Below are 26747 nucleotides of genomic sequence, written 5' to 3'. Positions count from 1 at the left end.
CTACTCCAGCACCCTGGGCACGCGGAAGAAGCCCTCTTCCTGGGCGGGGGCCACGGAGAGGGCCTCGGCCTGGGGAAGGGAGGGGCGGGGCTCGTCCTCCCGCAGGCGCCCCTGTCCCTCCCATTCCCCTGGGACTTCCTCCACCTGGGGGAGGGCATCCACGAACTCCAGGATGCGCTTGAGGTCCTCGAGGAGAAGGGCCTCCTCCTCAGGGGAGAGCCGCACCTTGGCCAGGCCCTCCAGCTTGCGGAGAAGCTCGGGGGTAAGCTCCATGCCGGTCATTCTACGCCGCCAGGGCCCGGGCAGGAAGCGCGGGGGCGCCCTCAGGAGAGGAGGTCGGCCAGCCACCACACCAGGGGGGCGAGGAGGAGGGCGGGGAGGAAGGAGCCCACCCGCACCTTGGTGAGGCCCAGGAGGTTGATGCCCACCCCCAGGACCATGAGCCCGCCCACCCCGGTGACCAGGAGGACCCGGGGGTCTTGGGCGGGGTCGGGGAGGGCCTGGCTCAGGGTTCCGGCGAGGAGGGCCACCCCTCCTTGGTAGAGGAGGATCACCAGCACGCTGAACCCCACCCCCACCCCGAAGGAGCTGGTGAGGGCGATGGCGGAAAGGCCGTCCAGGGTGGCCTTCAGGAGGAGGAGGCTGGGGTCGCCGGTGAGGCCGTTCTGGATGGAGCCCAGGAGAGTCATGGGGCCCACGCAGAAGAGGAGGCTTGCCGCCACGAACCCCTCGGTGAAGCTGCCCCCACCCCTTACCGCCCGCTTGATCTTCTCCCCGAGGCCCTCGAGGCCCTCCTCTATCCGGGCCCACTCCCCGAGAAGCCCCCCGAGGACCAGGGCCATAAGCCCCAGGACCACCCCGTCCACCGCCCCGCCCTTGGCCCTTCCCAGGGCCTGGGCCATGGCGAGGCCGATGAAGAGGGTGGTGAGCCCCACCCCCTGAACCATGATGCGGGCCATGCGTTCGGGGAGCCTGCCCCGCAGGGCCAGGCCCAGGCCCGTGCCCAAGGCCACGGTGGCGGCGTTCACCAGGGTCCCCGAGAGTTTGTCCAGGAGGGTGAGTTCCATGGGGGGTATTCTAAATGGGAATGGAGCGCCTCCTCACCGCGGACGGCACCCCCACCCTCTTCCACCCCGCTTACGGGGAGGCCTACCACCCCAGGCAAGGGGCCCTCCTCCAGGCGAGGAGGCTTTACCTGGAAAGGACCCTCACCCACCTCCACCCTGCCCCCCGGGTTTTGGAGGTGGGCTTTGGGCTTGGGGTGAACTTCCGCGTGGCCCTGGAAAGCGCCCTCAGGCGGGGGAGGCGGCTTTGCTACCTGGCGGTGGAAAGGGAGCCCTTGCCCCAGGAGGTCCTAGCCCAGATCGCCTTGCCCCTTCCCGGGGCCGAGGCGGTCTTCGGGGAGATCCTCTCGGCCTGGCCGAGGGAGCGTTTCCTCGGCCCTTGGGGGGAGCTTCGCCTCCTCTTCGGGGACGTGCGGGAGGTGCGCCTGCCCCGCCGCTGGGCCACCGCGGTCTACCTGGACCCCTTTAGCCCCAAGGCCAACCCCGAGGCCTGGTCCTTCCCCGTCCTTCTCAAACTCCGGCAAAGCCTAAAGCAGGGGGGGAGGCTTGCCACCTACTCCGCCCAGGGAGCCCTCAGGCGGGCTCTCCGGGAGGCGGGGTTTGCCGTCCACCGGGTGCCGGGGGTGGGGAAGCGGGAGTGGACGGTGGGTATAGCGCAAGGAGCTCCTCCCGGCTGAGGTAGGCCATCCGGGCCGGGGGCCTTTTCCCCTTGGGGAGCTCCCCGCGGTAGAGCCAGAGGAACCAGGCGCTGGCGAGGCCCGCCGTGAGCCTTGGCCAGAAGGGGAGGTCTAGGGTCTTGAGGCCCAGGATCCTTCCCCCGTCCGCCAGGTAGGTGTACCCGTAGACGAGGCGCACCTCGGGGTCTTCGACCACCTTCTCCGCCACCTTCCCGAGGCTTCGCCGCAGGTGGCGGACCGCCTCAAAGGGGGCAAGCTCCATGAGCCTCTGGCTTTCCAGGTGGAGCTCAAAGGCTGGGGTGCCCTTGGGAATCCCCGGGAGATCGGGCCCGGGGAAGGGCTTCTTCTCCACCCGGAAGAGGTCAAAGGGGCCGTACCCCGCCCGCTCCACCCTGTGGCGCCCGTTGTAGCGCTCTTCAAACCCCTGCAGGCCCCGGATGAGGGCAAGCCTTGGGGTGAGGGGAAGGGGGGAGAGGGCATCCAGGGTCACGGGCTGGTAGCCGAGTTCCAGCATCCGGGGCAGGGCCAGCTCCAGGACCTCCAGGGTGCGCCTGGGCCCATCGTGGAGGAGGACGATGGACCCGGGGCGCAGGTAGTAGAGGAGCCTCTCGGCGAGCTTCGCTGCGGGCAGGTCCAGCCAGTCCTTCCCCTCCAGGTCCCATAGGGCGATGCGCTTCCCCAAAAGGCGGGCAAAGAGGCGGGTGAAGGGGGTGTGGAGGCCGTGGGGCGGGCGGTAGTAGCGCCCCGGGGTTTGCGCCATGTGCCGCCACTCCACCCAGGGGAGGAGGAGCTTGAGGGGTTGGTGGTAGGCCCCGTGGTCCTCCACCTGGTGCCCTTCCCGCCTTAGGGCCTCCACCAGGTCGGGCCGTCGCCTGGCCTTTTCCCCCGTGAGGAAGAAGGTGGCCTTGACCCCGTGCCTCTTGAGGAGCTCCAGGAGGGCTTCCGTCCTTTCCGAGGGGCCGTCGTCGAAGGTGAGGGCCACCTTGGGTTCCCGCCTCCTCCCGTGGGCGTAGGCCCCGAGGCCCAGGAAGCGGAAGAGGAGGTCGGAGAGGCCGTAGAGGAGGAGCGCCAGGCCCAGGGCTAGCTCCATCGTCCCCTCCCAAAGAGCAGGGCGTAGAGGAGGCTAAGGGCCAGGAACACCGCCCCGCCCGCCAGGAAAGGGGCCTGGGGCCCGAAGGCTTCCCAGAGCACCCCCCCCAAGGCGGGCCCCAGGGCCACCCCCAGCCCCTCTGCGGTCATGAGCCCGCCCCAGACGGCCGCCCGGTTCTCCTCGGGAAGGTTCCGGGCCAGGAAGCCGTTCCAGCCGGGCATGAACAGGCTGAAGCCCAGGCCTCCGAGCAAGGTGAGGAGGACGACCTCAGCCCAGGCGGGCCCCAGGGCCAGGCGCAGCATGACGAGGCCTAAGAGGGCGAGCCCCCCCACCAGGGCCAGGCGGTACCCCTTTCGGTCCACCAGCCTCCCGGTGAAGGGCAGGAGGCCGAAGGCCAGGCCGCCTCCCAGGAGGAGGAGGCCCCCCAAGGCGATGGGCTCGAGGCCCAGGCTTTCCTTGGCGTACCGCAGGATGAAGAGGGAAACCAGGGCTGGGGCGAAGGTTTGGCCGAAGGCCGCGGGCAAGAAGAGGAGGAGGCGGCCGTAGGGGTAGGGGGTCCGGGCGCTCCTGGGAATGGGGATGCGGAAACGGAAGAGGCTTAGGGTTAGGAGGAGGGCCACCCCTTGGGCCACGAGGAGCACGCCCAGGGCGGCCTCGGGGTGCCGCTGCGCCACCTGGCCCACCCCCACCAGGCCGATGCCCACCCAGGGAAGGACCAGGGTGAAGGTGAAGGAGAGGGCCCGCGCCTCCCTGCCGGGTACGGCGATCCGGCTCGCCAGGGTCATGAGCCCCGGGTAGAGGGTGGACATAAAAAGCCCCCAGAAGAGGGCCAGGCCCCAGAGGATCCAGGCGGCCTTGGCGCCGGGCGTGAGGGAGAGGGCCAAGAACCCGGCCAGGGCGGCCAGGCTGGCGGTGCGCCCGAAGCCCACCCGCTCCGCCAGGAGCCCCCCCAGGGTCTTGGAAAGGTTTTCCGAGAGCTGGTGAAAGGTGAAGGCCAGGGTGAAGATGGCGGGGCTAAGCCCCAGGTGCTCGGGGGCGTAAAAGGGCAGGAGCCCGGCGAAGAAGCCGCTGCGCACCCCCTCCATGAGGCCCACGGCAAGGACCAGGCGCAGGAAGACGGAAAGCCCCTCCCTGGCCCACGGCAGATAGCGAAACACGCTAGAGTATACCCGTGCGCATCAGCGTGGTGATCCCCGCCCACAACGAGGAGGCCACCCTTCCCGCCTGCCTGGAGGCGCTTCGGGCGCAGACCCTCCCGCCCCTCGAGGTCCTGGTGGTGGACAACGCCTCCACCGACCGCACCCGGGAGGTGGCGGAAGCCTTTGGGGTGCGGGTGGTCTACTGCGGCCAAAGGGGGGTGGCTCATGCAAGGCAGGCGGGGCTTCTGGCCGCCCGGGGGGAGTGGGTGGCCATGACCGACGCCGATTCCCTCCCTACGCCCGCCTGGCTCCAGGCTCTCGCCCGGAGGGCGGAGGGCGCCGTGGCCGTCTACGGCCCCTTGCGCTTCTTCGGGGTTTCCCCCATCGAGGCCGCCTTTTCCGAATGGGGCTACCGGGCCTTCCTCAACCTCATGGCCCTTTTAGGGCGGCCCAACCTGGCCGGGGCCAACATGATGGTGCGGAAGGAGGCGGCCTTGAAGGTGGGGGGCTTTCCCCCGGTGGAGGCCCGGGAAGACGTGCTCTTGGGCTGGAAGCTCAAGGCCTTAGGCCCGGTGCGCTACGCCCCGGAGGCCCTCGTCCTCACCTCCGCCCGCAGGCTCAAAGGGGGGTGGATGCGGTTCCTCTGGCGCCAGGCTAGAAACCTCCTGGGCGATCCTCGAGGGTACTTCGGGGAAGACGGGGGAAAGGGAAGATGAGCCTCCTGGGCTCGGCCCTCAGGATCTCGTTGGCCTCGTCGTACACGGCCACCACCCTCTCGGCAATCCGCTCCGCCGAGCGCTCCAGGGCCCAGGCGCGGGCCTGGAGGCTGAAGCGCCGCCGCTTCTCCTCGTCCTTGAGGAGCTCCAGGGCCTTTTCCGCCAGGGCCCGGAAGTCCCCGGGGGGGACCAGGTACCCGGTCTTGCCGTCCTCCACCCCCTCCAGCACGCCTTCCGCCCCCACCGCCACCACGGGGACCCCCATGGCCTGGGCCTCCCAGATGACCAGGCCCTGGGTCTCCGTCTCGCTGGCGAAGAGGAAAAGCTCCGCCATGCGGTAGTAGCCGCCGATCTTCCTGTAGGGCACGGGCCCCAGGAAGCGCACCCGCTCGGCGATGCCAAGCTCCCTGGCCAAGGCCTCCAAGGGGCGGAGCTCGGGCCCCTCGCCGATGTGGACCAGGAAGACCTCCGCCTCCTTGGCGAGCTCCGCCACCGCCTTTAGCACCACGTCAAAGGACTTCTCCTTGCCCAAGCGGCCCACGGTGATGAGCCGGCGCGGGCCCTCCGGCCAGGGCGAGGGGGAGGGAAGGGGTGCTTCTTCCAGGAGGCGGTTGTCTATCCCCGTGGGGATGACCCGGATGGGGCGCTCTATGCCGTAGCTTTCCGCCAGGCGCCTCACCGGCTCCGTGGGGGCGATGACCACCTCCACCCGGTTGTAGAAGGCCTTGGCCAGGCGGGGGACGATGCCCGTGTACTTGTCCAGGATGGCCAGCCCCGGCACGTAGTGGGCGTACTTCTCGTAGTGGGTGTGGAAGGTGGAGACGTGGGGAAGGTTTTTGTTGCGGGCGATCCTCAGGCCCCAGACCCCCAGGGTGAGGGGGGTGTGGGTGTGGATGAGCTCAAACTCCAGGGGCAGGTACCGGGCGGAGGGCAGGGCGATCTGCTGCCCCTCGTAAAAGGGGTAGGCCACCGAGGGCACGCGCACCACCCCTTCCTCGTTCTCCGGGGCCTCGGGGTGGGCCGGGGCCAGGACCCAGGCCTCGTGCCCCATGCGCCGGAGTTCCCTTAGGAGAAGGTAGACGCTGGTGGTGACCCCGTTGGGGTTGGGAAAATAGACGTCGGTGAAGAGGCCTACGCGGTAGAGGCGCATGCGTGGCTTAGCATAACGCATGGACCCGTCCCAGGCGGTGCAGGTCCTCCTGGATGTGGCGGGCCGCTCCCAGGATGCCCCCTGGGGGTCCGATCCGCTCCCGACCAGCCTGGCTGGCCCTTCGGTACAAGCCTTCTTCGCTCAGCAGGACGAGGGCTTGCTCGGCCACGCGCTTGGGGTCAGGCTCCGCCAAGTGCAGGGCTTCTCCGAGAAGCCTCTTCTGCCTCTTGGCGAAGGCCCGGGTGTACTGGGGGCCCGGGGTGGGGAAGGCCACCACGGGGATGCCAAGGCCCGCCGCTTGTTCCGTGGCCGTGCCCGCGGTGGCCAAGGCCAGGCGGCTACGGTGCAGGATGGCCGAGAAGGCATCCCGAAGGACCCATGCGGTCTTGCCCTCCTTCTCCAGGCGCAATGCGCCGGGACCCGCCTCCTGGCCTTGCCAGCCCGGAAGGGTGGGGAGGGCTTCCCAACCTTTGGCCCAGGCCACGGCGGGGGTCAGGGGAAGGTGGAGCGCCGCCTCCAGCATGAGGGGGAGGCTGAAGGCCTCGTCCCCCCGGGTTCCGGGCAGGAGGGCCAATAGGCCTCCTTCGCCCACCCAACGGGTGATGTCGCGTTCGGGTGGGGGCAGGAGGTCCAGGGCGAAGCTTCCGTACCAGTAGGCGTGGGCGATGCCCAGGCTCCGGAGGCGCTTCAAGCTGGGTTCATCCCGCACAAAGACCGCCCGGGCTTTCCGGTGCAGAAAACGCTCGTAGGGGGTGAAGTCGCTTCCGCCCCAGTCCAGGAGGAGCTCCAGGGGCCTGGCTCCTTCCAGATAGTGGGCCGAGACGAGGGGGTTCACGTGGTAAAGGGGTCTTCCCCGGGCGGCCAAGGCACCCACGCTCAGGGCGTAGGCGTCTCCCACCACCACCACGGCCTCGGGCTGAGCGGAAAAAGCAGCCTGCCACTGGGCGAGGCTCATGGAGAGGAACCCGGCCTTCAAGTCCAAGAGGGCGTTTCTGAGGCTACCGAAAAGGAAGCCACCAGAGGGCATTTCTTTCCTCGGTCCCAGGATCTCCCGGACCACGCCCTCGTACGCCCGTCCCCGGCCCACCAGGGGTAAGGCCCTGGCTTCGTGGCCCAGGGAAGCGGCGATGCGTGCGCCGATGGCATCCTCGGTGGGGCCGTTGGAGACGAACAGGAGCCTCACAGGACCTCCAGAAGCAGGCCTACCGCCCGCGCCTGTTCGCGCAAGGGGACGTAGGCTCCCCCTCTTTCCCCGGCCAGGGACTCGTCGGGGGGAAGGTGCACGAAGCCCACGGGGACCTCCTGCGGAAGTTGGTGGAGGGAGAGGTAAAAGGCCTGGTTGCAAAGGTAGCTCCCCGCGGAAAGGCTCTGCCGGGCGGGCACGCCGGCCTCCTTGAGGCGGCGGAGGGCCTCCTTGATGGGGAAGCGGGCCTCGAGGGCCAGGGGCCCCCCAGGCACCACAGGGGTATCCTCCAGCACCACCCCCCGGTTGTCGGGGCGGTGGAAGTCCAGCAGGTTCACCGCAAGGCGCTCCAGGGTGACCAGGGGCCTTCCCTCCGCCAGGCCTAGGTGCAAGACGGCTTCCGGCCCCAGGGCGTGGAGGGCCCTCAGGGCTTCGGGAAGCGCCTGGGCATCCACGGGGAGGAGGGCCTTGTGGAGGGTCCTCCCCCCCACCCTCTCGGGGAGGAGGGGCAGGAGGGCGGCCGAGGGGTTGTGCTTTAGGCCGCCAAAGGGCTCAAAACCGGTGACCAGGATCATGGGCCAAATCCGCCTGCCATTATAGCCCTGTTCCTCTTTGACCCGGTATAGGATGGGGAGCGTGGAACTCGGCCTCGTAACCGACACCGCGGCGGATCTCACCCCTAGGGTGCTCCAGGAGGAGGCGGTGGGCCTCGTCCCCATTTACGTGCACCTCGGGGGGCGCAGGTACAAGGACTGGCAGGAGCTCGCCCCCGATGCCCTCTACCAGGCCATGCGGGCAGGGGCTGAGCCCGTGACCGAACCCCCCAGCGTGGAGGACTTCGCCGAGGTTTACGAGCGCCACCTCCAGGTCTACGACCGCCTGCTTTCCATCCACGTCTCCGGGGAGCTGTCCAAGACCGTGGAGCGGGCCCGGGAGGCGGCCCTCAAGGTGGCCCCCACGCGGGTCCGGGTGGTGGACTCGGGGATGGTGTCCGCGGGGCTTGGGGCCATGGTCCTCCGGGCGGTGGAAATGCTGAAGCAGGGGGCGGAGGAGGCGGAGATCGTGCGGGAGCTGGAAAGGATGCGGCGCTCCAGCCTCTACTTCAGCGTGGCCGACCTCTCCCACCTGGCCCGGAACGGCCGGCTCCCCCGCTTTGGGGAGGTGGTGGGCAACCTCCTGGGCCTGAGGCCCATCCTGCGCATTGAGAAGGGGCACATCCGCTTCCTCAAGGTGGCCCGGGAAGGCGCCGTGCCCGAGGCCTTGGCCCGGCTGGTGCTGGAGGAATTCAAAGGGCGCGCGGCCCGGATTACCATCGCCCACACCGACGCCCGGAGCGAGTGGCTGGAAGGCTTGAAAAAGAGTTTGGAAAGCGCCTTGCGCCTGGAGCGGGGCCGCATCACCCGTTCGGGGGCCACCATCGCCGCCAACGTGGGGCTTGGGGCTTTGGCGGTGCACGCCTATGCGGTAGAATAGCCTTTGGCCTTTGGGCCTTTAGCCCATGGAAATCGCCCGGGAGAAGCTTTACGGCCACCGGCTTGCCTTGCCCCAGGTGGCCTCGGCCTGGCTCTTGGCCCAGGAGGGGCTTCCGGCCGTCCTCCTGGCCCCAGAGGACCGGCTTTGGCGTTACCGGGACCTCTCCGCCTTCGGGGTGCGGGTCTACCTGAACCCGGGCCTCGAGGCCCTGGAGGAAAAGGCCCTCTTCGCCTTCTCCTACGAGGAGGCCCTGGGCCCCTTCCCCGAGGACCCCGAGGCCTGGCGGCTTTTGCTGGAGGTGGGCCGGAGCTACCCCCGGGAAGCCCTCCTCTCCCGGCTCCTCAAGTTGGGCTACGCCCGGGACGAGGACTACCGGGTCCTGGGGGAGGTGGTGGAGTTCGGGGAGGTGCGCCTGGAGTTTTTTGGGGAGGAGCTGGAAAGGCTTCGGGTGGGGGGGGAGGAGAGGAGGCGGCACGTCCTCCTGCCCAAGCCGGGCAAGGCGGAGGCCTTCACCTCCCGAAAGATCCTCCACTTTCCCGGCCCCCTTTACCTGGACACCCCCGCCCTGGCCCCCGAGGCCCTCTGGCCGCTCCTTTCCGGGAGGCCTTTGGTGGCCTTGGGGGGCGGGGTGGAGCTTCCCCCCCTGGACCTCGGCGCTAAGCCCCTTCCCCCCTACCGGGGAAGCCTCAAGGCCCTGGAGAAGGACCTGGCCCGCTGGCTCGCCGAGGGAAAGCGGGTCCACCTCTTCGTGGGCCACGGGCGCACCCTGGACTACCTGAAGCGGCGCCTGGCCGCCTTCTCCCCCCTGGTCCTGGAGCGGTTTCCCGGGCCCAAGGGGAGGCTTGCCCTCCTCCCCGGGGCCTTTGAGGGGGGGGTGGCGTGGGGTGAGTGGGTCCTCCTCACCGAGGCCCTGGTCTTCGCCACCGGGGGGGCGCGGGCCAGGCTCAGGGCGGGGGAGGGGCTTTCTGATCCCGGGGCCCTTTCCCCGGGGGACTTCCTCATCCACCCCGAGCACGGCATCGGCCAGTACCTGGGCCTGGAGACCCGGGAGGTCCTGGGGGTGAGGCGGGACTACCTGGTCCTGCGCTACAAGGGGGAGGGAAGGCTTTACCTGCCCGTGGAACAGCTTCCCCTTCTCAAGCGCCACCCCGGCACCACCGACGACCCCCCGGAGCTCTCCTCCCTGGGCAAGGGGGAGTGGCAGCGGGCCAAGGAGCGGGCGAGGAAGGACGTGGAGGAGCTCGCGGGGCGCCTCCTCGTCCTTCAGGCCAAGCGCAAGGCCACCCCGGGCCGGGCGTTCCCCCCTCTGCCCGAGTGGGACCCCTTGGCGGAGAAGGGCTTCCCCTACGAGCTCACCCCCGACCAGAAGCGGGCCCTGGCGGAGGTGCTCCGCGACCTGGAAAGCCCCCACCCCATGGACCGCTTGGTCTCCGGGGACGTGGGCTTCGGCAAGACGGAGGTGGCCCTTAGGGCCGCCCACCGGGTGGTGGGGCACGGGGCCCAGGTGGCCTTCCTGGTGCCCACCACCCTCCTGGCCGAGCAGCACGGGAAGACGTTTCGGGATCGCTTCCAAGGGCTTCCCGTGAGGGTGGGGGTCCTCTCCCGCTTCACCCCGCCCAAGGAGGAGGAGGCCATCCTAAGGGGCCTGGCGGAGGGGACGGTGGACATCGTCATCGGCACCCACCGCCTCCTCCAGCCGGACGTGCGTTTTAGGGACCTCGGCCTCCTCATCGTGGACGAGGAGCACCGCTTCGGGGTGGCCCAGAAGGAGCGGATCCGCGAGCTCAAGGAGAACGTGGACACCCTCTACCTCTCCGCCACCCCCATCCCCCGCACCCTTTACTCCGCCCTGGTGGGCCTCAAGGACCTCTCCAGCATCCAGACCCCACCCCCGGGCCGCAAGCCCATCAAGACCTTCCTCGCCCCCTTTGACCCCCTCTTGGTGCGGGAGGCCATCCTCTTTGAGCTGGAGCGGGGGGGGAAGGTCTTCTACGTCCACGACCGGGTGGCCTCCATTGAGGCCAGGAGGCGCTACCTGGAAAACCTGGTGCCCGAGGCCCGCTTCGGCGTGGTCCACGGGCAGATGCCGGAGTCCTTGGTGGAGGAGACCATGCTCCTCTTCGCCGAGGGGGCCTACGATGTGCTTTTGGCCACCACCATCCTCGAGGCGGGCCTGGACATCCCCGAGGCCAACACCATCCTCATAGAGCGGGCGGACCGCCTGGGCCTCGCCACCTTGTACCAGCTCCGGGGCCGGGTGGGGCGGAGGGAGGAGGAGGCCTACGCCTACCTCTTCCACCCGCCTCGCCTTACCGAGGGCGCGGAGAAGCGCCTGGCCGCCATCGCCGACCTCTCCGATCTGGGCTCGGGCCACCTCCTGGCGGAGAAGGACATGGAGATCCGGGGCGTGGGGAACCTTTTGGGCCCCGAGCAGCACGGGCACATCCGGGCCCTCTCCCTGGAGGTCTACACCGAGCTCTTGGAGGAGGCCATTCGGAGGCTCAAGGGGGAGGTGCGGGAAGAGCGCCCCCACGTCACCGTGGACCTGGCCCTTTCCGCCCGCCTTCCCCCGGAGTACGTGGGGAGCCTCGAGGCCAGAAGCCGCTACTACAGCCGTTTCGCCGAGGCGAAAAGCCTCGCCGAGGTATCCCGGCTTTTGCGGGAGCTCAAGGAGCGCTACGGGCCTCTCCCTGAGGAGGCGGAGAACTTCGTGGCCCTCGTCCGGCTCCGCCTGGTGGCGGGAAGGAAAGGGGTGCTCTCCCTCACCGAGGACCTCACCCACCTGCAGGCGGTCTTCGGCCACTGGCCCTTGGACTACGACGCCAGGGGGCTTAAGAACCTTCCCTTCCGCGTGGAGCTCGTCCAGTACCCTCCGGGCTTCCGCCTGGAGAAGAGGGGCCTGAGGCCCCGGGACTACCCCGAGGCCCTCATGGAGGCCCTTTACCTTTTCGCCGACCGCTAAGGGCTCGGGATGAGGTTGAAGAGTTTAAGGCGGAGGGTGATCCCGGCTTCCTCCAGGGTGTAGCGCACCTGCTCCCCGGAGAGGCTGAGCCGGGCCCCGATGCGGAAAGCCCCAGACCGGATCAGGTCATGGGCTTGGCTTCCGGGTTGGATGTCCAGGGCTAGCGCAAGGGGTTGTTCCTCACCTGGGTTTAGGTTCAGGGAGACCTCTTTGGCCTGGAAATCCCCCCCCGTGCCATCGTAGAGGTCGGTGTCGTTCTTGGGTCCCATCCGGACCTCCAGGGCCAGGCTTGCGGGGGTACTCCCCGTGTTTTGCACGCGGGCGCGCACCCGAATGCTCCCTTCCAGGAGGGCCTCGCTCCCCGGCACGCTTACCTCCTGCCCCGCGGGATCCTCGGGCATCCGCACCGTTGCTTGGGCCAAGTCCAGGGTTCCGGAGCGATGGTCCTCGGGAACGTAGCTCAGGAGGTCTATCTCCACCCGGTGTACCGTGTGGCCGCTACAGGCGGCCAAGAGGAGCATTAGGCTCGCCAGGAACAGGATCCGCTTCATCCTCTGCCTCCTAGAAGCTCACCGCCAGGGCTAGGCCAAAGACCGTTTCCCCCACCAGGGGTGCCCCGTGGGTGGTGAGGGCCAGGTCCAGGCCCATCCCCGCCAGGTCCAGACCCGCGCCCACGCCGAAGCGGAGGCCGCCCTCGAGGCCCAGCCCCAACCGCAAGGCCAGGGCACCCAAGGCGTACTCCGCGCCCAGGTGGAAGGCGGGGGCCGTGCTGCCGAACCGGGCATCCGCCGCCAGGAGGAGGTTCCCTGCCTCTAGGGGTATGCGGTAGGCCCCGTTCAGGAAAAAGCTCGGGGCGAGGGAATCGCTCCTTTTGGTGGCGGGCGTACGCGTCTCCCCCCCCTCGTCCCCGGAGACCTCTACACCGCTCCACTCGGCGAAGCCCAAGAGGTTTTGGACCCCGAAGCCCAAGGCCCACCCTCCCCCGTCCACGGCCACGCCCACGTCCCCTCTTAGGCCATAGCCCCGTCCCCCAGCCCCCTGGCCCAAGGACCCCTCCAGGAAATCCGCGTAGCTCAGGAAGTAGCGGTAGCGGTAAGTCGCCCCTGCGGGGTTGCCGTCCTGGTCAAAGGTGGGGCTGGCCTGGGCGCTGGCCTCGGCATAGGCGAGGCCGTAGAACCCTTCCCCCCGCACGCCCACGTACACCTTGCCCAGGCCCGGAACCTCGGGAAGAGGCGTGGCGAAGCCCAGTCCCAGGCTCAGGCCCGCGCTAAGGCTCCCGCTGGCCTCCAGGGCGCAAGGGGAAGGGTTCTGGTCCTTACAGGGGGCCAAGGTTCCCTTGGCCAAGGCCTCGGCCAGGGCGGCGTTGGGGCTCACCCGCACGCCCTGCACCCCATAAAAGGGCCCAAAGGAGAGGTAGGTTCCGGGGCCCAGCTCCAGGGAAACGGGTAATAGGGGAGCAGGGATAAGGGCTTGAGGCTTTTCCGGCGAGGTGCCCGCCTGGAAAGAGGGCACCAGGTTCCTCCCCGAGCCATCCGTGATGGAGATCCCATCGGCCCGTACCTGAAACACCACCTCGTCGGGGCTTCGGGCGGGGTTTATGAGGAAGCTGTCCAAGTGGGTGGTCTGGTCGTAGAAGCTGAGGAGGTCAAACCCCGTGCGGAAGGTCCCTGGGTCCGTGAAGTAGGTGAAGGGGCTGGTGTCGGGGAAAAGGGGAAGAAGGCGTAAAAGGCCCAGGGGGAGGGCCTGGCCCTCCCGGTCCCAGTTGCCGGGGAAGGCGGCGTAGGCGGGGTTGGCCCAGGCATAAGCCGGGCCGGGAAGGGCTACCCCGCCCATGCCGAGGCTCCGCACCCCTTGGGCCTGGCCTAGGCTGAGAAGCGTAACCGCCAGCCACAAGAAAGTTCTTTTCATAACAAACACAGCTTATGCGTCCCCGAGGGGACCTGTCAACCTTAAGCCCGGCAAAGTGCCCGCCCCCTTTGACAGGCTGGGGGTGGAGGGATAAACTTTGACTCAGTATAAGGAGGTGGCCATGATCCAAAAGGTAGGCGTGGTGGGCGCGGGCACCATGGGTAGTGGGATCGCCGCCCTGGTGGCGAGCGCGGGCATCCCCGTGGTCCTCCTGGACATCCCCGGCAAGGAGGACCGCAACGAGTACGCCAAGAGGGGTTTGGAGCGGGCCCTGAAGGCTAGGCCAGCGGCCTTCATGGACCAGGACCTGGCCCGGTACGTGGAGATCGGCAACACGGAGGACCACCTGGAAAAGCTCAAGGACTGCGACTGGGTGGTGGAGGCCATCATTGAGAAACCCGAGCCCAAGCGGGCCCTCTACGAGCGTCTAGAAGTCATCCTGAAGCCTAGCGCCATCGTCAGCTCCAACACCAGCGGCATCCCCATGAAGGTCCTCCTGGAAGGGCGGTCCGAGGCCTTCCGCAGGCGCTTCCTCGGCACCCACTTCTTCAACCCGCCCCGCTACCTGCACCTTCTGGAGCTCATCCCCACCCCCGAGACCGACCCCCAGGTCCTGGAGGAAATCCGCCGCTTCGGGGAGCGGATCCTGGGCAAGGGGACCGTCCTCGCCAAGGACTCCCCCGGCTTCATCGCCAACCGGCTGGGGGTCTACGGCATGGTCCAGGCGGTGCGCCTGATGGAGAAGCACGGCCTCACCATTGACGAGGTGGACGCCCTCACCGGCCCCCTCCTGGGCCGGCCCAACTCCGCCACCTTCCGCACCGCCGACCTCACGGGGCTGGACGTGCTCAAGCTGGTCACGGAGGAGCTAGCCCAAGCCACGGGGGAGGACTTCGCCCTCCCCGAATGGGTCCTGCGCCTGGTGGCGGAGGGCCGCCTGGGGGAGAAGGCGGGGGCCGGGTTCTACAAGCGGGTGAACGGGGAAATCCACACCCTGGACTACAAGACCCTGGACTACGCCCCCAGGGGCAAGCTGGACCTGCCCGAGCTTCGGGCCCTCCGCGACCTCCCCTTGCGGGAGCGGCTGGCCAAGGTCCTGGACCTCCCCGGGAAGTACGGGGCGTTCCTCCGGGAGCTCTTCGCCAAAACCGCCCACTACACCCTGGAGAAGGCGGAGGAGATCGCCTACGACCCCGTGGCGGTGGACCAGGCCCTGGAGTGGGGCTTCGGCTGGGAGGAGGGGCCCTTCAAGAACATGGACGCCGTGGGCCACGGACGCATCGAGGGGCTCCTGGCGGAGCACGGCCTCCCTGTCCCCGGCCTCCTCAAGAAGGCCCAGGGAGCTTTCTACCGGGACGGGACCTACCTGGGGTTTGACGGGGCCTACCACCCCCTGCCCAAGCGGGAAGGGGTTATCTCCCTGAAGGCCCTCAAGGCCGAGGGCAAGACCCTCCTGGAGGGCAAGGAGGCGGCCCTTTTGGACCTGGGGGACGGGGTGGCCCTCCTGGAGTTCCGCACCAAGATGAACGCCATCGGGGAGGGGGTCATCCGCATGCTCCAGAAGAGCCTGGAGTTCGTGGAGGAGAAGGGCTACCTGGGCCTGGTGATCGGCAACGAGGACCCCAGGGCCTTCTCCGCCGGGGCCAACCTGGCCCTCATCCTCTCCCTGGCCCAGGAGGGGGACTGGGACGAGCTGGCGCTGGCGGTGCGCCAGTTCCAGAAGGCCTCCATGTCCCTCCGCTATAGCCCCTTCCCCGTGGTGGTGGCCCCCTTTGGCCTCACCCTGGGGGGCGGGGCGGAGTTCACCCTGCACGCGGACCGGGTCCAGGCCCACGCGGAGCTCTACATGGGCCTGGTGGAGGCGGGGGTGGGGCTCCTGCCCGCCGGGGGCGGCACCAAGGAGATGCTCCTCCGCTTCACCCAGGAGCTTGCCCCTTACGAGGAGGCGGATCCCTTCGAGGGGGTCAAGCGGGCCTTCAACCTCATCGCCTTGGCCAAGACCTCCACCAGCGCCCTCGAGGCCCGCAAGATGGGCTTCCTCCGGGACCGGGACGGGGTCAGCATGAACCGGGACTTCCTCATCGCCGACGCCAAGCGGCGCGTCCTGGAACTGGCCCCCGACTACCGCCCGCCCCTGCCGCCGAGGATCCGGGTGCTGGGGAGCGAGGCCCTGGGCAATCTGCGCTACGCGGTCTGGGCCTTCCGGGAGGCGGGGGAGATCACGGACCACGACATGAAGATCGGCCTGGAGATCGCCTACGTCCTCTCCGGGGGCGAGGGTCCGGCGCGGGAGGTCTCCGAGTGGGACCTTTTGGACCTGGAGCGGGAGGCTTTCTTAAAGCTCCTCGGCACCCGGAAGACCCAGGAGCGCATCGCCTACACCCTGAAGACGGGCAAGCCCCTCAGGAACTAGAGGTGGGACCATGCAGGAAGCCGTAATCGTGAGCGCGGTTCGTAGCCCCGTGGCCCGGGGCAAGAAGGACGGGGCCCTGGCCACCCTCCACCCCGTGGACCTCTCCGCCCAGGTGATGCGGGCCGCAGTGGAGCGCATCGGCCTGGACCCTAGGGAGCTTGAGGACGTCCTCTGGGGGTGCGCCATGCCCGAGGCGGCCCAGGGGCTTAACATCGCCAGGCTCGCCCTCCTCCGGGCGGGCTTCCCCGTGGAGGTGGCGGGGGCCACCATTAACCGCTTCTGCTCCAGCGGCCTCCAGACCATCGCCATGGCCGCCCAGGCGGTGATGACGGGGATGGCGGAGGCCGTTCTGGCGGGTGGGGTGGAGATGATGAGCCAGGTGCCCATGTCGGGCTTCCACACCAGGCTCCACCCCGACCTGACCCCCACGGAGTGGAGCGCGGAGGGTTACTCCACCTACATCGGCATGGGTTACACCGCCGAGCGGGTGGCGGAGCGCTTCGGCGTAAGCCGCGAGGACCAGGACAGGTGGGCCCTGAGAAGCCACCAGAGGGCGGCCCGGGCCTGGGCGGAGGGGCGCTTCCCTGAGGTGGTCCCCATCCGGGTGCCCAAGGTCACCTACCGGGGGACCAAGAAGGAGGTGGGGGAGGTCCTCTTTGACCGGGACGAGACGGTCCGCCCCGACACTTCCTTGGAGGCTTTGGCCAAGCTCCGCCCCGCCTTCAAGAAGGGGGGCACGGTGACCGCGGGGAACGCCAGCCCCTATTCCGACGGGGCCGCGGCGGTGGTGGTCATGAGCCGGGAGAAGGCCGAGGCCCTCGGCTTGAAACCCCTTGCCCGTTTTGTGAGCTTCGCTGTGGCCGGGGTGGAGCCGGACGTGATGGGCATCGGCCCGGTGAAGGCGGTGCCCAAGGCGCTGAAGCGGGCAGGCCTTACCCTGGACCGGATTGACCTCATCGAGTTCAACGAGGCCTTCGCCGCCCAGGTCCTGGCGGTGATGCGGGCCCTGGAGATGCCCGAGGAGAAGACCAACGTGAACGGGGGGGCCATCGCCTTGGGCCACCCCCTGGGGGCCACGGGGGCCAAGCTCACCGCCCAGCTTCTGAGCGAGCTATCCCGGCGGGGCGGGGGGTACGGCCTCGTCACCATGTGCATCGGGGGCGGCATGGGGGCCGCGGGGATTTTTGAGGTGTATCCAGCTTAGGAGGAGGACCATGACCGAGGAGAAGAAGCTTTGGCAAAAGGGCGGCGGCTGGCTCTTGGAGAGCCCTGAGCGGATTTACACGCCCGAGGACTTCGACGAGAGCGTGAGGGAGATCGCCCGCACCACCCGCACCTTCGTGGAGCGGGAGGTGCTGCCCCTTTTGGAGCGCATGGAGCACGGGGAGCTGGAGCTCAACGTGCCCCTGATGCGGAAGGCGGGGGAGCTGGGGCTTCTCGGCATCGAGGTCCCCGAGGAATACGGGGGCCTGGACCTGCCCAAGGTGATCTCCACGGTGGTGGCCGAAGAGCTTGCGGGAAGCGGGGGGTTTTCCGTCACCTACGGAGCCCACACCTCCATCGGCACCCTGCCCCTCGTCTACTTCGGCACGGAGGAGCAGAAGCGGAAGTACCTCCCCAGGCTGGCGAGCGGAGAGTGGATCGCCGCCTACTGCCTCACCGAGCCCGGCTCGGGCTCGGACGCCCTTTCCGCCAAGACCCGGGCCACTTTAAGCGAGGACGGGAAGCACTACGTGCTGAACGGGGTCAAGCAGTGGATCTCCAACGCCGGCTTCGCCCACCTCTTCACCGTCTTCGCCAAGGTGGACGGGGAGCACTTCACCGCCTTCCTGGTGGAGCGGGACACCCCCGGCCTCGCCTTCGGCCCCGAGGAGAAGAAGATGGGCATCAAGGCCTCCAGCACCCGCCAGGTGATCCTGGAGGACGTGAGGGTGCCCGTGGAAAACGTCCTGGGGGAGGTGGGCAAGGGGCACAAGATCGCCTTCAACGTCCTCAACGTGGGCCGCTACAAGCTGGGGGCAGGGGCGGTGGGCGGGGCGAAGAAGGCCCTGGAGCTTGCCGCCAAGTACGCCAAGGAAAGGCACCAGTTCGGCCGCCCCATCGGCCGCTTCGGCCTCATCCAGCAGAAGCTGGGGGAGATGGCGAGCCGCGTCTTCGCTGCGGAGAGCGCCGTCTACCGCACCGTGGGCCTCATCGACGAGGCCCTTTTGGGCAAGAAGGGCCCCGAGGCGGTGATGGCGGGCATCGAGGAGTATGCGGTGGAGGCCAGCATCATCAAGGTCCTGGGCTCGGAGGTGCTGGACTACGTGGTGGACGAGGGGGTGCAGATCCACGGGGGCTACGGCTACTCCCAGGAGTACCCCATTGAGCGGGCCTACCGGGATGCCCGCATCAACCGCATCTTTGAGGGCACCAACGAGATCAACCGCCTCCTCATCCCCGGCATGCTCCTCCGCCGGGCCCTTAAGGGGCAACTTCCCCTCTTCCAGGCGGCCGTGAAGCTGCAGAAGGAGCTCCTGGAGCCAAGCTTTGAGGAGCCGGAGGACGCGGAGCTTTACCAGATCCAAAACCTCAAGAAGCTGGCCCTCATGGTGGCGGGCCTGGCGGCCCAGAAGTACGGGCAGCAGGTGGAGGAGGAGCAGGAGGTGCTGGGGGCGGTGGCGGACATCCTCATAGACGCCTACGCCGCCGAGAGCGCCCTCCTTCGGGCGAGGCGGGTGGGGGGCATCGCCTTGGGCATGGCCCGGCTCTACCTGGCCCAGGCCCTGGACCGGGCCCAGGTGGGAGCCCTCGCCGTCCTGCCCAGGCTCGTGGAGGGGGATGAGGCCCGCGTGGTCTACTCCGCGGCCCGCAGGCTCACCAAGCGCGAGCCCCAGGACCTGGTGGCCTGGCGCCGCGAGGTGGCGGGGGCGGTGTTGGAAAGGGAAGGCTACCCCCTGGCCCGCTAGGGTACATCCGGAGGCGCCCCGGAACTTTCCGGGGCGCAAGGGCTTCCTTCAGCCAGCTACCCTACCATCTGCTGCGCGTGCTACCTAGACAGCCCCAGGCGCTTCTCCCGTACCCGCCATGCCTTGTATGCTTTTCTTGGAATCGGTTCGGTTACATTTCCGGTGTTGGCTGTGCCATACTTGGGTCCTTGAGGCCCCTGGGGACCCCCGTTAGGCGACCGAAGGCTTCGGCAGCGCGTTCTCCTTTTTGCCTCCGCGAAGGCCAAAGCAGGAAACGGCAGCTTGCAGGCGGCTTCGCCGCCGGTATAAATTGGATAATGAGGGTTTGGGCGGTGCCAAGGTTCACCCTGAGGCTAGGGGTTTTGTCGGTTTTGGTGGCCCTGGCGGCGTGTTCGGGAGTTCCCCCCATTTTGCCCTTCACCGCCGGGTCGGTGGGCACGTGGAACCGGGAGGGCGAACCCCCAGGCTTGGCCTTCATCGTGGCCGCCTCGCCTGTGGAGCGGGGCACGGTACGGGTGATCCTGACCACTCCAGATCCCGAGGTGCTGCAGCGGAGCCTGGATGTCCGCCCTCTCGGCGGCTCCCAGCCCGTTTCCGGTTGGTGGGTGGATGGCCTAGCCCCCCGGTTGGGGACATACCGCCTCGAGACCTACTTCCCTGGGGGCCGGTCCCTGAGCCGTGAGATGCCGGTGGATCCGCTGGCCCTGCTACCTCTTGCAGGAAGCCCCTCTCTTACGTTCGGAACCCAAGACCTGCTCCTTCGCTGGCAGGCTGCGGCGGGGGCCCGGGTCTATTATGCCGAGCTCTGGCGCTTTGGCGATGGGGACCAACCCGAGGCCTCCTACCCCCTGTTCGTCACCAAGGCGTTGGAGATTCGGCTTGATGCTCGCGCGCTCTCCCTCCCTCCGGGCCGCTACCGCGGCCGGATCTTTGCGCTGAGCGCCGATCCAAGTGACTTTGGCCATCTTGAGGAATGGCTCTCCCTTCCTTTCAACGTCTCGTCGGTCTGGACACCCGTGGCCTCTTGGGGTTTACCGTGAATCCAAAGAAGCACTAGACGGGGCTGCGTACGGAAAATAAGGATCCTACCCCACATTCCCACCCCTTCCCCGAAGCGGCTTTCCCAGGAGCCTAGCGCCGAAGCTACAAGGGTCCCTGCCTCGCATCCCGGCCATTATCGCACCTTCCAGCCCCTCGAGCGCCACCCCCTTGGTTCACCGCAAAGGTAACCCGCCCTGGCCCCTCACGCCAGCACCGGCCTTGCCCCGCCAGGGGTAGCACAAGGGCCTGCTCTGAAGGCTCAAGATGGGGCCAAAGGTGGCCCGTGCCCCTTGGTCATCGGTCACCACGGCCAGGGAGCGGTAGCCGATTCCGAAGGGAAGCCTCACCAGGTGAAGGAACTCTGTGAGAGGGCAGCTTCCAGGTGCACCGGCCACATCCGATCCAGGAAGAGGGTGTGGCCAGGGAGGGTCTCCTCTGGGATGGGCCGGGCGGCGAGGAGGGCGCTTAGGGGCTGGTCCCCGGCGAAGGCGGTGGCCCGGAGCTGGACGCTGCTCCCGGAGTTGGGCACCACCCCGTTGAAGCCGGTGGCCTGCTGCACGTCCACGTAATAGCTCGTGGCGCTTCCCAGGGCCCTGGTGCTCAGGAAGTGCCGCCAGTAGCGCACCCCAGGTTCCCCCAGGAAGAGGGTGTAGCCCAGGAAGCTGAGGTTGGGGCTAAACCCTCCCGAGGCGATGTTGCTGAAGGTAGGCAGGGTGCTTGAGGTGTGGTTCTGGTTGCCGGAGAAGCTTAAGGGAGGCACAGAGAGGTTTAAGGAGGCGGAAGGTGCCACCATGGGGTCGTTAGCATCTTTGCGCAGGAGGGCGCAGCTCAACCCGTGGCAGGTCCAGAACTGGAAGAGGTCGCCGCCAAAGAGGGAACTGGGCCGGGCCACGGGCTGGGGGCTTCCCGTGCCCGTCCAGCCCGGAGGGACCAGGTCCACCGGGACGAAGGTGAAGAGGACCAGACCGGCATATGTGAAGAAGCCCGCCGGGGTGGTGAGGCTGAGGGTATTTGTAGGGCTTACGGGGACGGAAACCGCGGTAGGCGGGATGTTGACAGGTCCGGTGCGGCCGAAGTATGGGGTGCCCCCACTATTCCCGAAGACCGCAACCTCCCGCCCCTGCCCCGTGGGTGCGTTGAGCCCGGCAAAGCTTCCTCCACTGAAGCTCTGTACACCCCGGGCTGAGAAGGCGGTCCCGGAGCCGAGGGCCGGGGAGACAGTCCCGGTTACCGCCGCTGTAGGACTCGCATAGACCACAGGACAGCGCACCATCAGGTTGCTTCCCAGCTCGCTCCGCATCAGGTCCAGGCTCACATAGAAATCGGCACCGCTTAAGCTGGGGCAGCGGAAAGCCACCTGGAACCGGCTATTGGCGAGGAGGGGAAGGCTCCAGCTGGACTGCCCTGTGGGCAGGGCGTTCCAGGGCAGGCCTGAAGAGGAAGGAGGAGGGCCGAGCCGCCAGGCTGCGGCCAGGGGCTGCAGCGGCTCGCCGATGCCGTCCACCAGGGTCACGTTCAGGGTGGAGATGCCCCCGCCACCACACGCGGCGAAGAGCAGCAGGAAAGGGGAAAATAGCCAGGCGCGTTTCACGGTTGTCTCCTTTACGGGGTGCTAAAGGTGGGGTTTACCGTACCCATTTTCAGCTCGTCCAGGGCGATCTCGCAGTGGTAGAGGCCCGGAGGGGCCGTGTGCAGGGCGCCGATCCAGAGAGGAAGGGTGTTGTTGGTAGCGCCTGCTGGAGCGGTGAAGGTGCCTGCAGGGCTGCCGTTGACGTAAAAGACCCCACTGGCGCCATCCACCTTGACCCCTACCTTGGTCCAGGTGCCCGTGGAGGGGGGCTGGAAGTTGGCGGGGAAGGTCTGGGTGGAGGTAAAGGTCCCCCCGCCGAGTCTGAGGGCCAGCCGCACCTGTCCCGGCGCCACGCCCTCCAGGTAGAGGGTGTACCCGTTTGCACCCGCTGGGTCCCACTTATCCAGGATGGGGTAGTAGGCCCCGGCCCCGCACTGCACCGGGGCCACGTAGGTTTCTAGGTAGAGGCTCCCGTAGCTTAGGTTGAGGTCAGGGGTAGAAGGTACCTCCACGTAGGTGGCCCCATTGCCCGGGAAATAGAAGGCCCCGCCGGATTGCCCGCTCACCACGCTGGGCCCGGAGAAGCCGGGCCAGGCCACCACGGGCCCGGGCTTAGGTGTGCCGATGTTGAAGATAGGACTCGCCACCACGTCCTGGACCTGGGTGGCCCCTGCGGCCTCGTTCAGGGGCCAGTGGGCTTTGAGGCAGATGGGCGTGGTGCAGACCGACGTGGGCCCGGAGCAGGCGGCCAGGTAAAGGGCCAAGAAAAGGGCAAGGGTTCCTAAAAGCCAGGGTTTACGCATCGTCGTCCTCCTTTGAGGTCTTGGGTTAGGACCTCGGGTGGTAAGGTAGCAAAGGGGGTCTGAACGCTCCCTTAATGGCTCGTGAGCAGGAAAACCCCTGCGCCGGGGCGGGGGTGGGAGGGGGAGGGGTATCAAGGGGCCTGGGAGAGGTCCACCATCCCCTTACCCACCTCCTGCGAGGAGAAGGGTAAAGGTTGAGCGTGGTTCTCCAGGCTTTGCTGGAGGTGGGCGGGGGTGAGGTTCGGCTGGGCCGAGAGCCAAAGCGCCATGGCCCCCGCCACCAGGGGCGTGGCGAAGGAGGTCCCTGTACAAAGGCCTTGGCCTCCCCCAGGGGTTATGCACTCTAGGGCGGTGCCCGGGGCCGCCAGGTCCACGTAGGCCCCCCGGGTACTGTAGGGCGCTGGCTTCAACCCGCCCTGGGTGGGGCTTTGTTCCAGCGCCCCCACCGCCACCAGGCCCGGCAGGTCAAAGGCCGCAGGGTAGTGAGCCGGACTTCCCTGGTTTCCCTGGTTGCCTGCGGCGGCGGCCACCGGGATGCCCTGGCTTAGGGCGGCCTGCAATGCCAGCTTTAGGGCCTCCACCGGGGTGTCGCCCCCCAGGCTCAGGTTCATGAGGGTGAGCCCCTGACGGTGTTGCACCACCCAGCACACCCCCCGAACCACCCGGCTGGCGCGGCAGGTACCCTGGGCGTCGCAGACCCGCACCGGAAGGATCTCAGCCGCAGGAGCCACCTCCTTCACCAGCCCGGCCGCGCCCGTGCCGTGGCCGCCGGGGAAGGCGTCCTGAGGGGTGGTATCGCCTTCTACAAAGTCGTAACCGGGGATTTGGGGGATAACCGCATCCACCCCGGTGTCCAGCACCGCCACCTGCACCCCATTGCCGCCGCGGCCCCGGTTATGGGCCAGGGGCGCTCCAATCGCCTCACCTCCCCAGCTGCTCAGACTCCAAAGGCTCTCCGGGTCGGCCTTGTAACTTGGGTCCTGGGCTTCCAGCTCCTCCAGGGCCCGGCCCAGGGCCTGGCCGCTGTAGCCCAGCTCGACCAGGGTAAAGCCACAGGCCTGGAGGTCATCCAGGCGGATGAGGGTGAAGTCTGGGGGTAACCGGGGGGCCTGGTTCGGGGGGAGCCGCAGCAGCACCCGGCTGGGGTCCACGTTGCCCAGCACCCCCAGGGTGGCCTGGGCCTCTTGTCCCCCGGCCACTACGCGTACGGTCTGGGGGCCACCGGGGATGTTGGGCACCAAAAAGCGGAGCGTGTTTCCCTCACGTGCCGTCACCCTAGCCTCGTTCCCGCCCACGAAGACCTGGGCCCCCTCCGGACTCATCCCGCTGAGCCGGGCCTCCACCTCCTCCCCCAACGCGGCCCGGCTGGGAAAGAGGCTCAGGCTGGGGGAGGGGGTACATGCGGAAAGCAGGAGAAATGCGAGCCAGAACCATCTGCGCATGGGGCACCTCATCGCCATAGAGAACGCTACACCCGCTCAGGTCCAGCACCCAGGCAGGCATGGCTAGGGAAGAGTGATGGGGCCACCGCCTATGGTATAGCTGTTGGTTTGAGCGATGGCCCCCTGAAGGTAGTCCCCTGCCTGGAAAGCGCTAGGATAGTTGGGGTCGAGGGCGAATAGGCTCTTGTTGCTTAGGATGGCAGAGACCTCAAAGCTGCCCGATCCTGTAGGAGGAGTGTACCCCAGCAGACTGGAGGCCGAGAGATCGGGAAGAGTATAGCTGGTCGTGTTCCCCAGCCAGTTCTTGATAAGGCTAGCGGTGTAGTAGATCTGGGCCGGGATCTGGAGGTAGATTTGGTAGCCTTGCAGGCCGCTATCGTTCCGAGAAAGGCCGCTTACATTGGGGTGAGCTAGCTGGTTCACGCTGAGGGTACCGGAGAGCCACGGCGCGGGCAGGCTCAGGTTAGGGCTACCAGAGTTGAAAACCTGAATGCCCAGCAGCGAGGCGTTGGTACCACTAGCCTGAACCAGGGCCGCGTAGCGGTCCCCACCCCCAAACCCGCTCACGGGCCGGTAGCTGGTGAGCGAGGCGTTCACCACACCACCACCGGTGTTGCTCGAACTAAAGTAGAAGACGAGCGCACCCGTGGGACCCGTATAGCCCGCAGGCGGTGTGGGCAGGGTCAGGCTAACTGGAGCAAGCTGGTCGGTGGCGGTTAGGCTGGCGTTGGTACTGCCCCCACTGCTTACGTTTACGTTTTTGACTACCTTGGCCACCTTGACCCAGCTGCCGCTCACCAAGGTCACCAGAAAATCCTGATTGCCGGCTCCGGTGTTGAATGTTACCGCAACACCCCCACTCCCGGGCACAGGCTGGCAATTAGCGTTGTTCACGCACACGGAATCTCCGCTCGCAAGCAGGCTAGCGTGTACGCTCACGTTCACCGTGAAGGGGACGGTCGTGGGAGGGTTGCCGTTGCATTCCAGCTTGGGATTGGGAAGCTCGCTAGCGGTGGCCTGGATCACTAGGACCACCAGGCTGCTGCACCGCACGGCAACGCCGTATTTGCTTTGGCCTCCCAGATTAAAGGTGCCGGTCTTGGTGGTAGTGCCGCTCACGGAAAGGGGCTGCCAGCTCCCGAAGCCCACCTGATAGGCTGCCGCGTTGAAGTTGCCCATTGGGTCTTCCACGGTGAGGGTGATGCTGCTCGGGGGCGGGGGTGTACCCCCGCCGCAGGCCGCAAGGAAAAGGGCCAGGCCTGTGGCCAAAAGCGCTTTTGCGTTCGGCATCCTTCGACCTCCTTAAAGAGTCGCCTCGACTGCCAGCTTGAGCGGATCTCCAACCGCAGGAGCCGGGCCCGCCGAGGGTGCTTAGAGGGTAGCAAAGGGGGTCTTAACTGGGCCTGAACGCCTCGAGCCGGCTTCGGTAACGCTCAGCCAGTACGGTATAGCGGGCTTCTTCCAAGAGGGCAATGGCTTCCTCTAGGCTGGCGTGGTCGCCGGTAAGCTCGGCCAAGTTGGCCAGCACGGCAGCGGTCAGCACCCACTCCTGACCTGCCTTCGCCAGGCTTAGGGCTTCCTGGTAGGCAGCTTTGGCCTCGGCCAACCGCCCCTGGCGGTGGTAAAGGGCGCCCAGGTTGTTCCAGGCCCGCCCCATGGCTTCCAGGTTGCCGTGAGCCAGGGCCAGCGACTCCCGATAGAGCCGTTCCGCCTCCGCGGGCTGGCCTTGGCGTTCCTTGATTACCCCTAGGTTGAGATAGACCCGTGCCCGCAGGCCCTCGTGCGGCCCAATGGCCTCGAGCACCTCAGCAAAGGCCCCTTCCCCCTGGCCCAACTCGGCCAAGGCCACGGCACGGTTGCCCAAAGCGCCCAAGTGGCGTACTTCCTCCCCGGCCATCAAAAAGCGTACCGCTGCTCGGCTGAAGGCTTCGGCGGCCTCCTGGAAGCGGCCTTGTGCCAGGAGCATCATGCCCTGGAGGTTAAGGGCTTCAGCCTGCGGATAAACCCCTCCCCGGGCGGCCGCCTCGGCCTCGGCCTGGGCCTCGGCGAACTGCCCCAGCCGCAAGAGCACGCTACCCCGCAAAGCGCTCTTCTCGGGGCTACTGGGTAGCTCGTCTAAGACTTCCAGGGCCTCCTTGTAGCGGCCCAGCCGCTCTAGGGTGCGTGCCCGCAGCAATAGGAGTTCTGTATCCGGAGCCAGATCGTGCAACAGGGCCAGGGCTTCCTGGGGCTGCTCTTCCACCTGGGACCGGGCCAGCCGCAATAGGGCGGCCCGCCCCCGCATGCAATCGGCCTCTTCCCAGTGGGCCCTAGCCACCTGGTATAGGGGCGCGGCCTCGCCCAGAGGGAGCTTGCGGGCCAGCTCCAGAGCTACCCTACGGCCTTCGGCGCTAAGGGGCACTTGCTGCACGGGTTGCCCATAAGCGTCCAGAAGCCCTTTTGCCATGAGTAGGTCAAGCGCTTCCGGCTTCAAACCCAAAAGCTCCACTGCCCGCGTGAGTCCGACTGCTTGCACCGCAAAGTAGGCCCGCTGCACCTCAGCTGGGAAGACTTCCAGCCGAGGCTCGTTCTCGTCCTCGAGCACGCCGGCCACGCCCGGTAAGGTGCGGGCACCTTGCAAAAGCGCCTCGGCCTCTTCGGTCCAGCCCAGGCCGTGTAGGGCTTCGGCCCGCCGCAGGTGAGCCACCCATAGCGCCTGGGCCAGGGCCTCACGTTGGGCCCAGACCCACTCCTCGAGTTCGGGCGGCAACCCCTCGTCGGCTCCCTCCAAAAAGCGCCCCCCATAGAGGTTGCGCGCTTCCTCGAGCTCTCCCCGGGCGAGGGCACGCTGGAGTCTTAAAGCGTCGCAGTCCACCTCGGCCCGTAGGACATCCTCGCCTTCTACGCGTACGCCCGCGGTACGAAGCTGGGTCAGGGCCACCGACAGGCTATTGCGGGCGTCGCTGGCGCCCGGCCAAAACAGCTCGGCCAGATGACGCCTCGAGCAAGGTCCTTCCAAGACCAAATAAGCCAGCAGTAGCAGGGGCTTTCGTTTTCGGAAATCCTTGGGGTGGGTACCCTCTAAAGCCAGTGCTCCCAGGGTACGCAACGCTGGATTGCCCATTACAGGTAGATTATCACAGAGCTTCGGTCGGGTCGTGTACGGTATTCCTTCGCAAAGTGCCTCAT

The 26747-nt window shown here is 67.7% G+C and carries 22 protein-coding genes; 8 read left to right on the top strand and 14 right to left on the bottom strand.

The window, feature by feature from the left end:
* Together gatC and ACYQ0J_RS02060 are read right to left on the bottom strand one after the other, a co-directional pair.
* A complete protein-coding gene (gene gatC / locus ACYQ0J_RS02065) occupies positions 1-273 on the bottom strand; it encodes an Asp-tRNA(Asn)/Glu-tRNA(Gln) amidotransferase subunit GatC (RefSeq protein WP_460170533.1) in 273 nt (90 codons plus the stop codon).
* A gap of 50 nt (positions 274-323) precedes the next feature.
* Positions 324-1067, bottom strand: a complete 744-nt coding sequence (locus tag ACYQ0J_RS02060) for a DUF554 domain-containing protein (RefSeq protein ID WP_460170532.1) — start codon at positions 1065-1067, stop codon at positions 324-326.
* A 20-nt stretch (positions 1068-1087) separates the two neighbouring features.
* Between ACYQ0J_RS02060 and mnmD the strand changes: the two genes are divergently transcribed.
* Positions 1088-1741, top strand: coding sequence for a tRNA (5-methylaminomethyl-2-thiouridine)(34)-methyltransferase MnmD (gene mnmD / locus ACYQ0J_RS02055; protein WP_460170531.1), 654 nt, complete (start codon positions 1088-1090; stop codon positions 1739-1741).
* On the opposite strand, the gene ACYQ0J_RS02050 is transcribed toward mnmD, so the two are convergent.
* Both ACYQ0J_RS02050 and ACYQ0J_RS02045 read right to left on the bottom strand, forming a co-directional pair.
* A complete protein-coding gene (locus tag ACYQ0J_RS02050) occupies positions 1638-2831 on the bottom strand; it encodes a polysaccharide deacetylase family protein (RefSeq protein WP_460170530.1) in 1194 nt (397 codons plus the stop codon). The two genes, mnmD and ACYQ0J_RS02050, sit on opposite strands and share 104 nt — an antisense overlap.
* A complete protein-coding gene (locus ACYQ0J_RS02045) occupies positions 2822-3988 on the bottom strand; it encodes an MFS transporter (protein WP_460170529.1) in 1167 nt (388 codons plus the stop codon). Before ACYQ0J_RS02045 ends, ACYQ0J_RS02050 begins: the two co-directional genes overlap by 10 nt.
* Positions 3989-4002: 14 nt before the next feature.
* Here ACYQ0J_RS02045 and ACYQ0J_RS02040 point away from each other — a divergent pair, with 14 nt between their 5' ends.
* A complete protein-coding gene (locus ACYQ0J_RS02040) occupies positions 4003-4686 on the top strand; it encodes a glycosyltransferase family 2 protein (RefSeq protein ID WP_460170528.1) in 684 nt (227 codons plus the stop codon).
* Here ACYQ0J_RS02040 and ACYQ0J_RS02035 read toward each other — a convergent pair.
* Genes ACYQ0J_RS02035 through ACYQ0J_RS02025 form a run of 3 tightly spaced genes read right to left on the bottom strand, consistent with a single transcriptional unit; the run spans position 4625 to position 7594 of the window.
* Positions 4625-5836, bottom strand: a complete 1212-nt coding sequence (locus tag ACYQ0J_RS02035) for a glycosyltransferase family 4 protein (RefSeq protein WP_460170527.1) — start codon at positions 5834-5836, stop codon at positions 4625-4627. The genes ACYQ0J_RS02040 and ACYQ0J_RS02035 overlap by 62 nt on opposite strands.
* A gap of 7 nt (positions 5837-5843) precedes the next feature.
* Positions 5844-7019, bottom strand: a complete 1176-nt coding sequence (locus ACYQ0J_RS02030) for a lipid-A-disaccharide synthase-related protein (protein ID WP_460170526.1) — start codon at positions 7017-7019, stop codon at positions 5844-5846.
* Entirely contained in the window at positions 7016-7594 is a 579-nt protein-coding gene (locus ACYQ0J_RS02025; RefSeq protein ID WP_460170525.1) for a pyroglutamyl-peptidase I, read from the bottom strand. Before ACYQ0J_RS02025 ends, ACYQ0J_RS02030 begins: the two co-directional genes overlap by 4 nt.
* A 61-nt stretch (positions 7595-7655) precedes the next feature.
* Between ACYQ0J_RS02025 and ACYQ0J_RS02020 the strand changes: the two genes are divergently transcribed.
* Together ACYQ0J_RS02020 and mfd are read left to right on the top strand one after the other, a co-directional pair.
* On the top strand, positions 7656-8492 hold the full coding sequence (locus ACYQ0J_RS02020) for a DegV family protein (protein ID WP_460170524.1): 837 nt from the start codon (positions 7656-7658) through the stop codon (positions 8490-8492).
* Between the two features lie 25 nt (positions 8493-8517).
* Positions 8518-11454, top strand: a complete 2937-nt coding sequence (gene mfd / locus ACYQ0J_RS02015; RefSeq protein WP_460170523.1) for a transcription-repair coupling factor — start codon at positions 8518-8520, stop codon at positions 11452-11454.
* Here the strand turns inward: mfd and ACYQ0J_RS02010 are convergent.
* Both ACYQ0J_RS02010 and ACYQ0J_RS02005 read right to left on the bottom strand, forming a co-directional pair.
* Entirely contained in the window at positions 11451-12005 is a 555-nt protein-coding gene (locus ACYQ0J_RS02010; RefSeq protein ID WP_460170522.1) for a lipoprotein, read from the bottom strand. The genes mfd and ACYQ0J_RS02010 overlap by 4 nt on opposite strands.
* 10 nt (positions 12006-12015) lie before the next feature.
* Entirely contained in the window at positions 12016-13362 is a 1347-nt protein-coding gene (locus ACYQ0J_RS02005) for a hypothetical protein (protein WP_460170521.1), read from the bottom strand.
* Between the two features lie 121 nt (positions 13363-13483).
* Between ACYQ0J_RS02005 and ACYQ0J_RS02000 the strand changes: the two genes are divergently transcribed.
* The 4 genes from ACYQ0J_RS02000 (at position 13484) to ACYQ0J_RS01985 (ending at position 19763) form a co-directional block, all read left to right on the top strand.
* Positions 13484-15775 carry a 3-hydroxyacyl-CoA dehydrogenase/enoyl-CoA hydratase family protein gene (locus tag ACYQ0J_RS02000; RefSeq protein WP_460170520.1) on the top strand — a complete coding sequence of 764 codons (2292 nt, stop codon included), beginning with the start codon at positions 13484-13486 and terminating at the stop codon, positions 15773-15775.
* A 10-nt stretch (positions 15776-15785) separates the two neighbouring features.
* Complete coding sequence (locus tag ACYQ0J_RS01995; RefSeq protein WP_460170519.1) at positions 15786-16979, top strand: thiolase family protein; 1194 nt, start codon at positions 15786-15788, stop codon at positions 16977-16979.
* Positions 16980-16989: 10 nt separating this feature from the next.
* A complete protein-coding gene (locus tag ACYQ0J_RS01990; RefSeq protein ID WP_460170518.1) occupies positions 16990-18723 on the top strand; it encodes an acyl-CoA dehydrogenase family protein in 1734 nt (577 codons plus the stop codon).
* A gap of 317 nt (positions 18724-19040) precedes the next feature.
* Positions 19041-19763, top strand: a complete 723-nt coding sequence (locus ACYQ0J_RS01985) for a hypothetical protein (RefSeq protein ID WP_460170517.1) — start codon at positions 19041-19043, stop codon at positions 19761-19763.
* 344 nt (positions 19764-20107) lie between these two features.
* On the opposite strand, the gene ACYQ0J_RS01980 is transcribed toward ACYQ0J_RS01985, so the two are convergent.
* The 5 genes from ACYQ0J_RS01980 to ACYQ0J_RS01960 form a co-directional block, all read right to left on the bottom strand.
* Positions 20108-21355 carry an ArsR family transcriptional regulator gene (locus ACYQ0J_RS01980; protein WP_460170516.1) on the bottom strand — a complete coding sequence of 416 codons (1248 nt, stop codon included), beginning with the start codon at positions 21353-21355 and terminating at the stop codon, positions 20108-20110.
* Positions 21356-21366: 11 nt separating this feature from the next.
* The gene (locus ACYQ0J_RS01975) at positions 21367-22137 is read right to left on the bottom strand and encodes a LamG-like jellyroll fold domain-containing protein (RefSeq protein WP_460170515.1); all 771 of its coding nucleotides are present in this window, start codon (positions 22135-22137) and stop codon (positions 21367-21369) included.
* A 131-nt stretch (positions 22138-22268) separates the two neighbouring features.
* Positions 22269-23579, bottom strand: coding sequence for a S8 family peptidase (locus tag ACYQ0J_RS01970; protein WP_460170514.1), 1311 nt, complete (start codon positions 23577-23579; stop codon positions 22269-22271).
* A gap of 63 nt (positions 23580-23642) precedes the next feature.
* The gene (locus ACYQ0J_RS01965; RefSeq protein WP_460170513.1) at positions 23643-24770 is read right to left on the bottom strand and encodes a peptidase S8 and S53 subtilisin kexin sedolisin; all 1128 of its coding nucleotides are present in this window, start codon (positions 24768-24770) and stop codon (positions 23643-23645) included.
* A 202-nt stretch (positions 24771-24972) separates the two neighbouring features.
* On the bottom strand, positions 24973-26682 hold the full coding sequence (locus tag ACYQ0J_RS01960; protein ID WP_460170512.1) for a tetratricopeptide repeat protein: 1710 nt from the start codon (positions 26680-26682) through the stop codon (positions 24973-24975).
* Positions 26683-26747 lie beyond the last annotated feature (65 nt).

The sequence above is a fragment of the Thermus sp. FJN-A genome, assembly GCF_054655095.1.
Note: the sequence above shows the minus strand (reverse complement) of the source record. Positions and strands in the feature narration are given on the sequence as shown.